This window comes from Brevundimonas sp. GW821-FHT10E09, from assembly GCF_058809375.1.
Window position 1 is genome coordinate 52,007 of record NZ_JBXASO010000004.1, and the last position, 13,875, is coordinate 65,881.

Below are 13,875 nucleotides of genomic sequence, written 5' to 3' on the forward strand. Positions count from 1 at the left end.
GCTCAGGCCGCTTCGGACTTGGGGGTGTTCAGCCAGGCCATGCGCTCGCGCAGACGGGCGCCGACCTGTTCGATCTGGCTTTCGCGGTCCGCCTTCAGCCAGGCTTCGTACTGCGGCTTGCCGGCCTCGTTCTCGGCGATCCAGTTGCGCGCAAAGGTGCCGTCCTGGATCTCGTCCAGGATGGTCTTCATGCGGGCCTTGGTCTCTTCATTGACGACGCGCGGGCCGCTGGCGACGGCGCCGTATTTGGCGGTTTCCGAGATGAAGTGGTGCATCTTGGAGATGCCGCCTTCGTAGAACAGGTCCACGATCAGCTTCAGCTCGTGCAGGCATTCGAAATAGGCGATCTCGGGCTGGTAGCCGGCCTCGACCAGGGTGTTGAAGCCCTGCATCACCAGCTCCTTGGCGCCGCCGCACAGGACGGCCTGTTCGCCGAACAGATCGGTTTCGGTCTCTTCGCGGAAGGTGGTTTCCAGCAGGCCGCCGGTCGCGCCGCCGTTGCCCTTGGCGTAGCCCATGGCCCGGTCGCGGGCCTTGCCGGTGACGTCCTTCTCAATGGCGAACAGCGAAGGCACGCCGCGACCGCGCTGGAACTCGCGACGGACCAGATCGCCCGGCCCCTTGGGCGCGACCAGGATCACGTCCATGTCGGGACGCGGGGTGATGCGCTCGTAGATGATCGAGAAGCCGTGGGCGAACAGCAGGGCCGAGCCTTCCTTGGCGTTCGGCTCGATGATGTCGCGATAGACGTCGCCCTGGACCATGTCCGGGGTCAGGATGGCGATGATGTCGGCGCCCTTGACGGCCTCGGCCGGTTCGGCGGTCGGCACGCCGTCGGCGGTGGCGTGTTTCCAGCCCGTGCCGCCGTGACGGACGCCGGCGACGACGTCATGGCCGCTGTCCTTCAGGTTCTGCGCATGGGCGCGGCCTTGCGAGCCATAGCCGATTATGGCGATGCGCTGGCCGGCGATGGCGCCCGGCTTGATGTCTTCGTTGGTGTAGATGGTGATGGCCATGAGAATTCAGGCGTCCTGAGCAGCAGCGGATTTGTGAGACGCCGGAACTTGAGCCGGCGGCGGGTTGGGAATGGTGACTGCGCCCTGGGCCGCCGAGGCGACCGAGGCGCGGTATTTGGCGAAGACACCTCGCGCCGGGCGGACCACGTGGGGCGTAAAGCCCGCCCGGCGCGTCGCCAGATCGACGTTGACGTCGATGCGGCGGTTGGTGACGTCGATGGTGATGCGGTCACCATCGCGAATGAGAGCGATCGGGCCGCCCACGGCGGCTTCCGGTGAGATGTGGCCGGCGACGAAGCCGTAGCTGGCGCCCGAGAAGCGGCCGTCGGTCAGCAGGGCGACATTGTCGATCTTGCGGCCCTTCAGAGCGGCGGTGACCTGCAGCATCTCGCGCATGCCCGGACCGCCCTTGGGCCCTTCGTAGCGGATGATGATGACGTCGCCTTCGCCGACCGAGCCGTCCTGGACCGCGTGGAAGGCGTCTTCCTCGCTGTCGAAGACGCAGGCCGGACCTTCGAACCTGTCGACCTTGTGGCCCGTCAACTTGATGACCGCGCCTTCCGGGGCGACGTCGCCATAGATGACGGCGAAGCTGCCGCGCTCCATGACCGGCGCGTCGAAGGTCGTCACCACCACCTGGCCGGGGGTCTCCTCGGCCTCTGCGGCTTCGGCGAACAGGCTGCGGCCGCTGACGGTCGGGGTGTTCACGATCTTGCCGGCCTCGGCCATGCGCTGCGTGACCAGACGGGTGCCGCCGGCGGCGAACAGGTGCGAGGCCAGGAAGCGGCCGCCCGGCTTCAGGTCGCAGATGACCGGCGCCTCGACACAGGCCTGGTGGCAGTCCTCGACGCCGAAATCGACCCCGGCCTCCGCCGCGATGGCCGTCAGGTGCATGACGGCGTTGGTCGAACCGCCCGAGGCGGAAACGGCTACGGCGGCGTTCTTCAGACTGGCGCGGGTGATGTATTTGCGGGCGGTGTCGCCGGCGAACACCCGCTCGACGATCAGGCGACCGCAGCGCTCGCCCTGGGCCGCCTTGCCCGGATCGACCGCCGGCACGTCATTGGCGCCCATGGGCGAGATGCCCATGACCGACAGGGCCATGGCCATGGTGTTGGCCGTGAACTGGCCGCCGCAGGCGCCGGCGCCGGGGCAGACTGCGCTCTCGACCGCCTTCAGCCCCGCGTCGTCCAGCGTCCCGGCCGAATGGGCGCCGATGGCCTCGAACACCTCCTGGACCGAGACCTCCCTGGACCCGATCACGCCGGGCATGATGGTGCCGCCGTAATAGACCAGGCCGGGGATATCCATCCGGGCCAGGGCCATGGCCGCCGCGGGAATGGTCTTGTCGCAGCCGACGATGCAGACCACGCCGTCCAGTTGATGGCCCTCGATGGCCAGTTCGATGGAGTCGGCGACGACCTCGCGGCTGATCAGCGAGGCCTTCATGCCCGCCGTGCCCATCGAGATGCCGTCGGTGACGACGATGGTGTTGAAATCGACCGGATAGCCGCCCGCTGCGACGATGCCGGCGCGCACATCCTTGGCCAGGCGGTCCAGGTGCATGTTGCACGGCGTGACCGTCGACCAGGTGTTGACGATGCCGATCATCGGCTTGTCGAAGTCGGCGTCCTGCATGCCGGCGGCGCGCAGATACGAGCGGGCGGCGGCCCGGTTCGGACCATGCGTCACCGCCGCGCTGCGCGCATTGGGCTTGTTGGGTTCTGAGGTAGAATCTTGCGTCATCGGTCCGGTTCTTTTTGAACCGCCAAGCACGAAAAACCCCGCTTCCTTTCGGGAGCGGGGTGGTGCGAGGCGATCCTGAGTGTGTCTAGGTCAGGTCGCGTGCATCCACGCCGCTTGCGTAAGCAGGCCGAGAAGTACGAGGAGAATGAGGAATACAGGGCTTTCCAGACCGATCGGCGCGCGAACGGTCGCTGCCGCCTGAGCGGTGCATCCCTTCATCATGTCGCGCGTCATCGTGGCCACGGGGGCTCCCTGTTCTGACGCCAAGAAACCATACCGGCCGGAGTCGCACAACCCCTGTCGCAAAAATTTTGCTCAACGAGGACGAAACCGCCCCGACAGGGGTGTTTCTTGCCTGACACGGTCCCGCCAACCCAAACCGTAACGCTTGCTCACGCCATGTTAGGGCTAAGGCGCGGCGGCGGGGTTGAAACCGGGGCGCGACAGTTCCATTGAGACGCCAACAACATAATCGTTCAGAGGAGCCTCCCCATGACCGTTCGCGTCGCCATCAATGGTTTCGGCCGCATCGGCCGTCTCGTCCTTCGCTCGATCATTGAGCACGGCCGCACGGACATCGAAGTGGTGGCGATCAACGATCTGGGTCCGGTCGAGACCAACGCCCACCTGTTCCGCTATGACTCGGTGCACGGTCGCTTCCCCGGCACGGTGACTTCGGGCGAAGACTGGATCGACGTCGGCACGGGCAAGATCAAGGTCACGGCCGAGCGCGATCCGGCCAACCTGCCGCATGCCGAGCTGAAGGTGGACATCGCCTTCGAATGCACCGGCATCTTCACCTCCAAGGACAAGGCCAGCGCCCACCTGAAGGCCGGCGCCAAGCGCGTCCTGGTCTCGGCCCCCGCCGAGGGCGCCGACAAGACCATCGTCTTCAAGGTCAACCACGACACCCTGACCGCCGACGACATCGTCGTCTCGAACGGCTCCTGCACCACCAACGCCCTGGCCCCCGTCGCCAAGGTGCTGAACGACCTGTTCGGCATCGAGCGCGGCTACATGACCACCATCCACTCCTACACCGGCGACCAGCCGACGCTGGATACGATGCACAAGGACCTGTACCGCGCCCGCGCCGCCGCCCTGTCGATGATCCCGACCTCGACCGGCGCCGCCAAGGCCCTGGGGCTGGTTCTGCCGGAACTGAAGGGCAAGCTGGACGGCTCGTCGATCCGCGTCCCCACCCCGAACGTCTCGGTCGTCGATCTGAAGGTCGTCTCCGGTCGCGACACCTCGGCCGACGAGATCAACGCCGCGCTTCAGGCCGCCGCCGACGGCCCGATGAAGGGCGTCCTGTTCACGACCACCGATCCGCTGGTCTCCAGCGACCTGAACCACATCGCCGCTTCGTCCACCGCCGCCCTGCCCCAAACCCAGGTCGTCGACGGCAAGCTGGCCCGCGTGCTCAGCTGGTACGACAACGAATGGGGCTTCGCGACCCGCATGGCCGACACGGCGCTGGTGATGGCGAAGTTCCTGTAAGATCGCACCGAGAACCCCGGCATGCTTCTATTCTTAGGACTGCCGGGGTTTTTACTTTTCGCATGGCTTTCACTGCCTTGGTCGCTGCTCGCCATCGCCTTTTGGGGCGCTATGGTCTGGTTAGGACTGCGCAAGATTGAGCTTGGGCCGTTGACGGATGGAGCGTTCGTCATTCGAGGCTGCGCCGTCGCAGCATTGCTCTTCTTCGGAACAGCCATCCCTTTTTTGACTGGAAACTGGCCTGATCCAGTCGCCCCTTTTGCTTGGTTCGCCGTTCCTGTCCTTCTCACGGGACTCGCTATTTCGGCCTATCGCGATCATGCGAAAAGCGGCCGACATTTCATCGCAGTCGCCGCTCCGGTCGTCGCACTGCAAGTTCAACTGATGATCCACGGCGCTCTGCTCTGGATCGGACACATCTTTTCTGGGGGCAGCCCGATATGACCTTCCGCACTCTCGACGACGCCAAGGATCTCGCCGGCAAGACGGCCCTGGTCCGCGTGGACTTCAACGTCCCGATGGAGGACGGCAAGGTCACGGACGACACCCGTCTGCGGGTCGCCCTGCCGACGATCCAGCGGCTGCGTGACGCCGGCGCCAAGGTCGCCCTGCTGGCCCACTTCGACCGCCCCAAGGGCCAGCGCGTCCCGTCGATGAGCCTGAAGCCTGTCGTGGATGATTTGGAGAACCTGCTCGGCGCTCCCGTCCGCTTCGCCGACGACTGCATCGGTCCGGACGCCGTGGACGCCATCCGAGACCTGGACGCCGGCGGCGTGGTCCTGCTGGAGAACGTCCGCTTCCACGCGGCGGAAGAGGCCAATGACCCGGTCTTCGCCCAGAAGCTGGCCGATCTGGGCGACCTCTATGTCAACGACGCCTTCTCGGCCGCCCACCGCGCCCACGCCTCGACGGAAGGGATCGCGCACCACCTGCCCGCCTATGCCGGCGAATCCATGCGCCGCGAGTTGGACGCCCTGGACGCCGCCCTGGGCAATCCGCAGAAGCCGGTTCTGGGCATCGTCGGCGGCGCCAAGGTCTCGACCAAGCTGGACCTGCTGAAGAACCTGGTCGGCAAGCTGGACCGGCTGGCCATCGGCGGCGGCATGGCCAACACCTTCCTGTTCGCCCAGGGGATCGACATCGGCGGCTCGCTGGCTGAACGCGACATGGCCGACACGGCCCGCGAGATCATGGCCGAGGCCGAGGCGAAGGGCTGCAAACTGCTGCTGCCGGTCGATTTCGTGGTCGCGACCGAGGTCAAGCCCGGCGCCGCATCCCGCCCCGTCATCGCCGGCGCCGCCCTGTCGGCCGACGACAAGATCCTCGACGCCGGCCCCGCCACGGTCGCGCGGCTGCTGGACGCCCTGACGGCTTCGAAGACCCTGATCTGGAACGGCCCCCTGGGCGTGTTCGAGGTGCCGCCCTTCGACGCCGCCACCGTGACCGTCGCCCGCCATGCGGCCGCGCTGGCCAAGGCCGGTGTTCTGGTCGCCGTAGGCGGCGGCGGCGACACGGTCTCGGCCCTGAACCACGCCGGCGTATCGGACGACATGACCTTCGTCTCCACCGCCGGCGGCGCCTTCCTGGAATGGATGGAGGGCAAGCCCCTGCCCGGCGTCGAAGCCCTGCGCGTCTGATCGGCGGCGGTGCAGGCGGATCACGCCTGCACTGCGGCTTTCTGAATTCGCGCTGAAACGGCTGTAACGCGGCGTGACTTCGTCACGCCTCGCCGCTAGTCTCTTGCCCAATCAAAAAAGACTATTCGGCTCAGGAGACTATCCATGGCGCGCATCACGCTGCGACAGCTGCTCGACCACGCGGCAGAGAACGACTACGGCCTGCCGGCCTACAACATCAACAATATGGAACAGGGTCTGGCGATCATGGAGGCGGCCCACGAGGTCAACGCCCCCGTCATCATCCAGGCCTCGCGCGGCGCCCGGAACTACGCCAACGACGTGGTTCTGGCCAAGCTGATCGACGCCCTGGCCGAACTCTATCCCGACATCCCGGTCTGCATGCACCAGGACCACGGCAACGGCCCCGCCACCTGCGCCACCGCCATCCAGTACGGCTTCACCTCGGTGATGATGGACGGATCGCTGGAGGAGGACGCCAAGACCCCCGCCTCCTACGAATACAATGTCGAGGTCACGCGCCGCGTCACCGAAATGGCCCATGCCTGCGGCGTCTCGGTCGAGGGCGAACTGGGCGTGCTGGGCTCGCTGGAGACCGGCATGGGCGAGGCCGAGGACGGCCACGGCTTCGAGGGCAAGCTGGACCATTCGCAACTGCTGACCGATCCCGACCAGGCCGTCGATTTCGTCGCCGCCACCAAGGTCGACGCCCTGGCCATCGCCATGGGCACCAGCCACGGCGCCTACAAGTTCAGCAAGAAGCCGGACGGCGACATCCTGGCCATGAATGTGATCGAGGACATCCACCGCCGCCTGCCCAACACCCACCTGGTGATGCACGGCAGCTCGTCGGTGCCGCAGGACCTGCAGGACATTATCAACCAGTACGGCGGCGAAATGCCCCAGACTTGGGGCGTGCCGGTCGAGGAGATCCAGCGCGGCATCAAGCACGGCGTGCGCAAGGTCAATATCGACACGGACAACCGCATGGCCATCACCGGCGCCATCCGTAAGGCCCTGATGGAGAATCCCCGGGAGTTCGATCCCCGCGCCTATCTGAAACCCGCCAAGGCGGCCATGAAGAAGCTCTGCATGGAGCGCTACCAGCAGTTCGGCTGCGAGGGCCAGGCCTCTCGGATCCGCCCCCTGTCCACCGCCCAGATGGCCCGCCGCTACGCCTCGGGCGACCTTGACCCGTCCTTCCGCGGCGCCGCCGTCAAGGCCGCCTGATCAATCAGAACACCGGGTAGCGGCCGCTCAGTTCGCCGCGCACCTGGCGCAGGTCCCACTCTGCGCGGTCCAGCGCGTCGCGCGCCTCACGGGCGTTGCGACGCGCACTGCGGATTTCCCCGCGCACCTCGTCGATCCGGTCGCGAATTCGCTGTTTCTCGTCATCCGTCAGGCCGTCCGACCGGAGTTCGCGCTGCTTGGCGTCAAGCTTGTCCTCCCGGTCCTCGATGCGAGCCTCGGCGCTGCTCAGCGCGCTTTCGGCGCTTGCAACCGCCGCCTCGACCTCGTGCAGCCTGCGCCCGTCATTGTAGGCAGGCAGAAACTCCGCCTCCTCCTCGGGTCGGCAGACGCCGTAATAGGTGTTGCCCGCCCGCCCCTCGGTCCAGCCCCGCTGGAAGGTGCAATAGGTCCTGAGCCCGTCCTGGCGCGCCGATCCATAGGCCGCCGGATTGGGCCCCACCTGATATTTTTCGCAGGCCTTGGCATGATCGTCCAGCCGGCTCATCGGATAGCCTGCCGCCCCGTCGGCATAGCCCTTTTCACCCCAGGCGCCCGCCAGACATTCGTCCTTGCTCATGGTCGAGCAACTGCCCAGCAGCGCCGCTGCGGCGATCCCGCCGCCCGTGATCAGAAAACGCTTCATCGGATTCCCCTACGCCCCCAAGCTTCACTATCGACCGACGACGGGGCCTCGCGCAAGCCGCGCGCCGTGCTAGGGAGCCCCGGTGTCCGACCCTGATCTGATCGACGAAGAAGACCTGTCACCGCCCCTCGCCCCCGCCGAGGTGCTGGAGGCCCGCCTCGATGCGCCCGGGGTTCGCCTGGACAAGGCCCTGGCCGAGGCCTTCCCGACCCTGTCGCGCGCCCGGCTCCAGGCCCTGCTCGCGGAAGGCGCCGTCCGTCGCGACGGCCTGGTCCTGACCGCCGGCTCCGCCAAGGCCCAGCCCGGCCTCTATGTCGTCGCCCTGCCGCCCGTCGCCCCGGCCACGCCTCAGCCCGAAGCCATCCCCCTGACCGTCCTCTACGAGGACGCGGATCTGATCGTCATCGACAAGCCCGCCGGCATGGCCGCCCACCCGGCGCCGGGCTGCGAGACAGGCACCCTGGTCAACGCCCTCCTGGCCCACTGCGGCGACAGCCTGTCGGGCATCGGCGGCGTCGCCCGCCCCGGCATCGTCCATCGCCTGGACAAGGACACCTCCGGCGTCATGGTCGCCGCCAAGACCGACCGCGCCCATCAGGGCCTGTCCGCCCTGTTCGCGACCCACGACATCGAACGCACCTATATCGCCCTGACGCGCGGCGCCCCGTCTCCGTCCAGAGGCCGGATCGAAACCCGCATCGGACGCTCGACGGGCGACCGCAAGAAGATAGCCGTGCTGAAGGCTGGAGGACGCGAGGCGATCACCGACTATGTCGTCCAGGCGATCTTCGGCGAACCGGCCAAAGCGAGCGGCGCGCCCCTCGCCGCCCGCGTCGCCTGCACCCTGCACACCGGCCGCACGCACCAGATCCGCGTCCACCTGTCGTCCAAGGGTTCCCCCATACTTGGAGACGCGACCTATGGCTCGGGCAGCCCCGCCGCCGCCGTCCGGGCTGTGGTCGCCGAGGCCGGCCTGGCCCGCCAGGCCCTGCACGCGGCTGTCCTGGGCTTCGTTCATCCGGTCACCGGCGAAACCCTCCGCTTCGAGACCCCGCCTCCCGCCGACATGGTGCGGCTCGAAGCCCTTCTCTCCGACCTCTGAGGCCCCCATGCTCGACCCGGACATCCGCGACAACGCCGAGCTCAACCGTTACGAACTGCCCGTCGATGGCGAGGTGGCGGTCGTCACCTACAACCTGTCTCCGCCGAACCTGATGATCACGGAGACCCTGGTCCCCGAACGTCTTGAGGGCCAGGGCATCGCCAGCCGCCTGGCGAAACACGTCCTCGCCGACGCCAGGGCCCGCGACCTGCTCATCCTGCCGGTCTGCCCCTTCTTCTCCGCCTATCTTCAGAAACATCCCGAATACGCGGACGTCGTCCATCCAACCTATCGAGGCTTGCTGGGAATTTGAGGCCGTGTGGCCGAGCCAGACTGCACCCGACAAGTCCGTCTTGAATTGAAACTGACTTCGGTTTATACAGGCCTCTGGCCGGCACGAGTGGCGCCCGGGCCACGGTCACGCTTTCGTGTGACCGCCCGCCCCTAAAAACGGCGGCAACCCATCGCTACTTCATCGGTTGAGGGGTGAGACGTCGGCGCACATGGGTGGCCGATGTCGAAGCGCCCGCTCGTTTTGACGGTCGGAGGGACCATATGGCTGCCAATAGTACGCTCGCGGTGATGTCGCCTGAACAAGGCCTGTCGCGTTATCTGACGGAAATCCGCAAATTCCCGATGCTGACCAAGGACGAGGAGTTCATGCTCGCCAAGCGTTGGTCGGAACACCAGGATCCCGAAGCCGCCCACCGTCTCGTGACCTCGCACCTTCGTCTCGTGGCCAAGATCGCCATGGGGTATCGCGGCTACGGCCTGCCGATCGGCGAAGTGATTTCCGAGGGCAATGTCGGCCTGATGCAGGCCGTCAAGAAATTCGACCCGGACAAGGGCTTCCGCCTGGCCACCTACGCCATGTGGTGGATCCGCGCCTCGATCCAGGAATACATCCTGCGCAGCTGGTCGCTGGTGAAGATGGGCACCACCGCCGCCCAGAAGAAGCTGTTCTTCAACCTGCGCAAGGCCAAGAGCCAGATCTCGGCCTTCGAGGAAGGCGACCTGCACCCCGAACACCTCGCCGCCATCGCCACCAAACTGGGCGTCAGCGAGGAAGAGGTCACCAATATGAACCGCCGTCTCGGCGGCGACGCCTCGCTGAATGCGCCGCTGCGCGCCGACGGCGAAAGCGAATGGCAGGACTGGCTGGCGGACGACACGGCCGTCTCCCAGGAGACCCAGCTGGCCGACGACGAGGAAAAGGGCATCCGCATGAGCCTCCTGCAAGAGGCCATGGAAGAGCTGACGGACCGCGAGAAACACATTCTGACGGAACGCCGCCTCAAGGACGATCCCGTCACTCTGGAAGAACTGGCCGGCCAGTACGGCGTCTCGCGCGAGCGCGTCCGTCAGATCGAGGTCCGCGCTTTCGAGAAGCTGCAGAAAGCCATGCGCGCCGCCGCCGAGGAACGGAACCTGGTCGACGCCTGACACACGGCTGTCGCGCCTCCCGCTCAAGCGGCGGGGGGCGCGATAGGGTTTCTCAGGATGCTCGCGCCATCTGCGCCGGCGCCGGCTGAACCAGGGCCATGATCGCCCCGATGGGCTGGGCCAGACCGCCCTTTGTGACGGCGCCGGCGCCCATGAAGGCTTCCAGCCCGCCCGCTGCGATCGCCAGCTTGGCGTCGCCGGTCTTGACCGCCACGGTCTTCAGCGTCTGGGCCTGTTGGCGAATGGCGCGCATGGCCTGAGCCGGGTCCTGATCAAACTGGCTCATCGCCGCCACCAGGATGCGCAGCGCCTGATCCTTGACGTCGACAGGCCCGTCTGTCGATCCGTCGGCCCGGCGCTTGCGTGCGCCTGAATATTCGCCCGAGTTGAACCGGCGCCGATCCGGCCCGACATAGCCGACCGCCTCGACCCAGGGCCGTGACTTCAATGCGACGTTCTCGACCCGTTTGAACAGGTCGCCGGTCGTATAGGGTTTGCGCAGAAACTCATGCACCCCGGCGTCGCGCGCGCCCTTGATGGCGGCGGCGGTCGCCTCACCCGTCACCATGATGACCGGCGCCATACGGCAGCTCATCGACGACCGACGCACGCGCCGCGTCAGGGTTTCCCCATTCAAGGCCTCGCCCGAACGTTCGGTGAAGATGACGCCCGGCTCGACGTCGCGCAGCAGCTCCAACGCCCGTTCTTCATCGCTCTCGGTATAGACCTCGCGCGCGCCCAGCCCCTTCATGATGTCGGACAGCAACCGCGCCGACGCCGCGTTCGGTTCGACGATCACGATCCGCCGCACAGCGGGTTCGAGACGGCTCAGGGTTCTGGCGTCGGCGGTGAACAAGGCTTCTGCTCCGGTTTCACCCGCAGGCTTACCGGTTGCTGGTTAAGGCCCGTTGAATCGGGGGTCGTTTGCCCTCAGCCCTGGAAGGGATCTCGCATCAGGATTGTGTCGTCCCGTTCCGGGCTGGTCGACAGCAGGGCCACCGGCGCGCCGATCAGCTCCTCGATCCGACGCACATATTTGATGGCGTTGGCGTTGATGTCCTTGAAGCTGCGGACCCCGGCGGTGCTTTCGCTCCAGCCTTCCAGTTCCTCGAACACCGGCTCGGCGGCGGCCTGGGCCTTCAGGCTGGACGGCAGATAATCCAGAACTTCGCCGTCGACCTTGTAACCGACGCAAATCTTCAGCGTCTTCAACCCGTCCAGCACGTCCAGCTTGGTCAGGGCGATGCCGTCGATGCCGTTGATCGCCACCGACTGGCGCACCAGCACGGCGTCGAACCAGCCGCAGCGCCGCGCCCGTCCCGTATTCACCCCCACCTCGCGGCCCACGGTCGCCAGATGCTGTCCGACCTCGTCGTCCAGTTCGCAGGCGAACGGGCCTTCACCGACGCGGGTCGTATAGGCCTTCACGATGCCCAGCACATAGCCGACGCCGCGCGGCCCGACGCCCGACCCCGCCGCCGCCTGTCCGGCCACCGTGTTGGAACTGGTCACATAGGGGTAGGTGCCGTGATCGACGTCCAGGAAGGCGCCTTGGGCCCCCTCGAACAGCACCCGCTTGCCGTCCTTCTGCGCCTGGTCCAGCACCCGCCAGGCCGGCTTCACATAGGGCAGGATCTTGGGCGCGATCTCCAGCAGCGACGCCAGCAGCGCCTCCGGGTCGATCGGCTCCAGCCCCAGGCCCGCGCGCAGCGGATCATGGTGCGAGCGCAGACGCTCGATCTTGACCTTCAGGTCGTCTTCATTGGCCAGGTCGCACACCCGGATGGCGCGTCGACCGACCTTGTCCTCATAGGCCGGGCCGATGCCGCGCCCGGTCGTGCCGATCTTGGCCCCCGGCGCACTGGCCGCCGCCTCGCGCGCCACGTCCAGCGCCGGATGGATCGGCAGGATCAGGCAGGCGTTGTCGGCGATGGTCAGGATATCGGGGCTGATGGCCACGCCCTGGGCCTCGATCTTCTCGATTTCGCCGACCAGGTGCCAGGGATCCACGACCACGCCATTGCCGATGATCGACGGCTTGCCCTGCACCACGCCGCTGGGCAGCAGGGCCAGCTTGTAGACCTTGCCGTCCACGACCAGCGTATGGCCCGCATTGTGACCGCCCTGGAACCGCACGACCATGTCGGCGCGGTTGGACAGCCAGTCCACGATCTTGCCCTTGCCCTCGTCGCCCCACTGGGCGCCGACCACCGCTACGTTCGCCAAAGTCCGTACTCCGCCTTAGCGTTCTCCTCGGAGAACACGTCAAAACCAGCTGGCGCCGCGTCATCGCGACGATCTGAATGCGGGCGCAGCCTATAGCGAGGGAATCATCCGATGTCGTCCCGAACTGTCGTATTTTACGACAGTTCCCCCACCGCCGTCTCGAACGCCCATTCCAGCCACGGCGTCGCATCGACCACGTCGGCGACCTCGACCGTGCAGCCGCACCACAGCCTCAGTCCCGGCGGCGCATTGCGGTGGGGCTCCATGTCGAACACGGCCGCCTCGCCTTCCAGCAAGGCCTTGAACCGCACGACGAAGGCCTTCTGCGCCTTGGCGTCCAGGGCCGCGATACGCGGGTCGGTGAATTTCAGACAGACCGAGGTGGTCGAGCGGATCTCGGGTCGTTCAGGTAGGAAATCGATCCAGTCGGTCCGCGCCACCCATTCGGCCAGGGCGGCGTAGTTGGCGTCCGTCCGCCGGATCAGTTCGCTCAAGCCGCCGATCCCTTGCGCCCACTCCAGGGCGTCGATCCAGTCCTCGATGGTCAGGATCGAGAAGGTGTTGATCGCCACCCCCTGCCCCAGGGCCCGGTCGAACCCCTTGCCGTCCGTCAGCCGCAGCAGCTTGGGAATGGCCCGATCCGGCCGGTACGTGTCCAGCCGCGCCACCGCGCGCGGCGACAGGGCCATCACGCCGATGCCCGCCTCCCCGCCCAGCGCCTTCTGGAAGCTGAAGGTCACCACATCCAGCTTCTCCCACGGCAAGGCCATGGCGAAGGCGGCCGAGGTGGCGTCGCAGATGGCCAGCCCCTCGCGGTCGTCGGCGATCCAGTCGGCGTCCGGCACGCGCACGCCCGAGGTCGTGCCGTTCCACGGAAACACCACGTCCTTGGACCAGTCGGCCTGGCTCAGGTCGGGCAGCTCGCCCCAGGGCGCCGTCAGCGCCTCGGGTTCCAGCCCCAGATGATCCCTCACGTCCGCCAGCCAGGTCAGGCCGAAATTCTCGAACGCCACCACCTGCACCGGTCGCGCCCCCAGCATCCCCCACAGGGCCGCCTCGACCGCCCCGGTGTCGGACCCCGGCGTATAGACCAGCACATGGCTCTCTGGCACTTCCAGAACCGCCCGCGTCAGCCGCAGGCCATGGGCGAACCGCTCCACCACCTCGGGCGCGCGAATCCCGCGCCCCAGCAGATTCTGCGGCAGGCCCGCCAGACTATAGCCGGGCCGTTTGGCCGTCGGCCCGGCCGAAAACCACGGCCGCGCCGGCTTCACATCAGGCTTTGCGATCATGGCTTTTCCCTTGTGCTGCCGCGCTTGGCGCGGCTTGAGC

General features: G+C 66.9%; 14 protein-coding genes. 7 read left to right on the plus strand and 7 right to left on the minus strand.

The annotated features are described in order from the left end of the window. Positions 1-2: 2 nt before the first annotated feature. The 3 genes from ilvC to AC1RSI_RS04885 form a co-directional block, all read right to left on the minus strand. Positions 3-1,016: a ketol-acid reductoisomerase gene (gene ilvC / locus AC1RSI_RS04875; RefSeq protein WP_008260071.1), complete on the minus strand. Its 1,014-nt coding sequence runs from the start codon at positions 1,014-1,016 to the stop codon at positions 3-5. A 6-nt stretch (positions 1,017-1,022) separates the two neighbouring features. Then, positions 1,023-2,762, minus strand: coding sequence for a dihydroxy-acid dehydratase (gene ilvD, locus AC1RSI_RS04880; RefSeq protein WP_008263855.1), 1,740 nt, complete (start codon positions 2,760-2,762; stop codon positions 1,023-1,025). A gap of 90 nt (positions 2,763-2,852) precedes the next feature. Then, positions 2,853-3,005: a hypothetical protein gene (locus tag AC1RSI_RS04885; protein WP_154725852.1), complete on the minus strand. Its 153-nt coding sequence runs from the start codon at positions 3,003-3,005 to the stop codon at positions 2,853-2,855. A gap of 249 nt (positions 3,006-3,254) precedes the next feature. Here AC1RSI_RS04885 and gap point away from each other — a divergent pair, with 249 nt between their 5' ends. From gap to fba, 4 genes are all read left to right on the plus strand, one after another. Continuing rightward, complete coding sequence (gene gap / locus AC1RSI_RS04890; RefSeq protein ID WP_008261031.1) at positions 3,255-4,262, plus strand: type I glyceraldehyde-3-phosphate dehydrogenase; 1,008 nt, start codon at positions 3,255-3,257, stop codon at positions 4,260-4,262. A 21-nt stretch (positions 4,263-4,283) separates the two neighbouring features. Then, positions 4,284-4,706 carry a hypothetical protein gene (locus tag AC1RSI_RS04895; RefSeq protein WP_154725853.1) on the plus strand — a complete coding sequence of 141 codons (423 nt, stop codon included), beginning with the start codon at positions 4,284-4,286 and terminating at the stop codon, positions 4,704-4,706. After that, positions 4,703-5,899 (plus strand): phosphoglycerate kinase, encoded by a 1,197-nt coding sequence (locus tag AC1RSI_RS04900; protein WP_008260654.1) that lies wholly within the window; start codon positions 4,703-4,705, stop codon positions 5,897-5,899. Before AC1RSI_RS04895 ends, AC1RSI_RS04900 begins: the two co-directional genes overlap by 4 nt. 144 nt (positions 5,900-6,043) lie before the next feature. Further along, the gene (gene fba, locus AC1RSI_RS04905; RefSeq protein WP_008259251.1) at positions 6,044-7,129 is read left to right on the plus strand and encodes a class II fructose-bisphosphate aldolase; all 1,086 of its coding nucleotides are present in this window, start codon (positions 6,044-6,046) and stop codon (positions 7,127-7,129) included. 4 nt (positions 7,130-7,133) lie between these two features. Here fba and AC1RSI_RS04910 read toward each other — a convergent pair whose 3' ends face one another. Next, positions 7,134-7,772 carry a DUF2799 domain-containing protein gene (locus tag AC1RSI_RS04910; protein ID WP_008262604.1) on the minus strand — a complete coding sequence of 213 codons (639 nt, stop codon included), beginning with the start codon at positions 7,770-7,772 and terminating at the stop codon, positions 7,134-7,136. A gap of 82 nt (positions 7,773-7,854) precedes the next feature. On the opposite strand from AC1RSI_RS04910, the gene AC1RSI_RS04915 reads away from it, so the two are divergent. From AC1RSI_RS04915 to rpoH, 3 genes are all read left to right on the plus strand, one after another. Next, positions 7,855-8,874, plus strand: coding sequence for an RluA family pseudouridine synthase (locus tag AC1RSI_RS04915; RefSeq protein ID WP_008260881.1), 1,020 nt, complete (start codon positions 7,855-7,857; stop codon positions 8,872-8,874). Positions 8,875-8,881: 7 nt separating this feature from the next. Then, a complete protein-coding gene (locus AC1RSI_RS04920) occupies positions 8,882-9,187 on the plus strand; it encodes a GNAT family N-acetyltransferase (RefSeq protein ID WP_008260449.1) in 306 nt (101 codons plus the stop codon). Between the two features lie 242 nt (positions 9,188-9,429). Beyond that, complete coding sequence (gene rpoH / locus AC1RSI_RS04925) at positions 9,430-10,317, plus strand: RNA polymerase sigma factor RpoH (protein WP_081836252.1); 888 nt, start codon at positions 9,430-9,432, stop codon at positions 10,315-10,317. 52 nt (positions 10,318-10,369) lie between these two features. Here rpoH and AC1RSI_RS04930 read toward each other — a convergent pair whose 3' ends face one another. From AC1RSI_RS04930 to AC1RSI_RS04940, 3 genes are all read right to left on the minus strand, one after another. After that, on the minus strand, positions 10,370-11,173 hold the full coding sequence (locus AC1RSI_RS04930) for a response regulator (RefSeq protein WP_008264315.1): 804 nt from the start codon (positions 11,171-11,173) through the stop codon (positions 10,370-10,372). A gap of 74 nt (positions 11,174-11,247) precedes the next feature. Continuing rightward, the gene (locus AC1RSI_RS04935) at positions 11,248-12,543 is read right to left on the minus strand and encodes an adenylosuccinate synthase (RefSeq protein ID WP_035310453.1); all 1,296 of its coding nucleotides are present in this window, start codon (positions 12,541-12,543) and stop codon (positions 11,248-11,250) included. Positions 12,544-12,677: 134 nt separating this feature from the next. Then, positions 12,678-13,835, minus strand: a complete 1,158-nt coding sequence (locus AC1RSI_RS04940; RefSeq protein ID WP_154725854.1) for a phosphoserine transaminase — start codon at positions 13,833-13,835, stop codon at positions 12,678-12,680. Positions 13,836-13,875: the final 40 nt, after the last annotated feature.

What these genes read in the sequence shown, in the direction of transcription:
- ilvC (WP_008260071.1), bottom strand. Translation starts at nt 1,016, where the DNA reads ATGGCCATCACCATCTACACCAACGAAGACATCAAGCCGGGCGCCATC.
- AC1RSI_RS04895 (WP_154725853.1), top strand. Translation starts at nt 4,284, where the DNA reads ATGCTTCTATTCTTAGGACTGCCGGGGTTTTTACTTTTCGCATGGCTT.
- rpoH (WP_081836252.1), top strand. Translation starts at nt 9,430, where the DNA reads ATGGCTGCCAATAGTACGCTCGCGGTGATGTCGCCTGAACAAGGCCTG.
- AC1RSI_RS04910 (WP_008262604.1), bottom strand. Translation starts at nt 7,772, where the DNA reads ATGAAGCGTTTTCTGATCACGGGCGGCGGGATCGCCGCAGCGGCGCTG.
- AC1RSI_RS04900 (WP_008260654.1), top strand. Translation starts at nt 4,703, where the DNA reads ATGACCTTCCGCACTCTCGACGACGCCAAGGATCTCGCCGGCAAGACG.
- ilvD (WP_008263855.1), bottom strand. Translation starts at nt 2,762, where the DNA reads ATGACGCAAGATTCTACCTCAGAACCCAACAAGCCCAATGCGCGCAGC.
- AC1RSI_RS04940 (WP_154725854.1), bottom strand. Translation starts at nt 13,835, where the DNA reads ATGATCGCAAAGCCTGATGTGAAGCCGGCGCGGCCGTGGTTTTCGGCC.
- fba (WP_008259251.1), top strand. Translation starts at nt 6,044, where the DNA reads ATGGCGCGCATCACGCTGCGACAGCTGCTCGACCACGCGGCAGAGAAC.
- gap (WP_008261031.1), top strand. Translation starts at nt 3,255, where the DNA reads ATGACCGTTCGCGTCGCCATCAATGGTTTCGGCCGCATCGGCCGTCTC.
- AC1RSI_RS04920 (WP_008260449.1), top strand. Translation starts at nt 8,882, where the DNA reads ATGCTCGACCCGGACATCCGCGACAACGCCGAGCTCAACCGTTACGAA.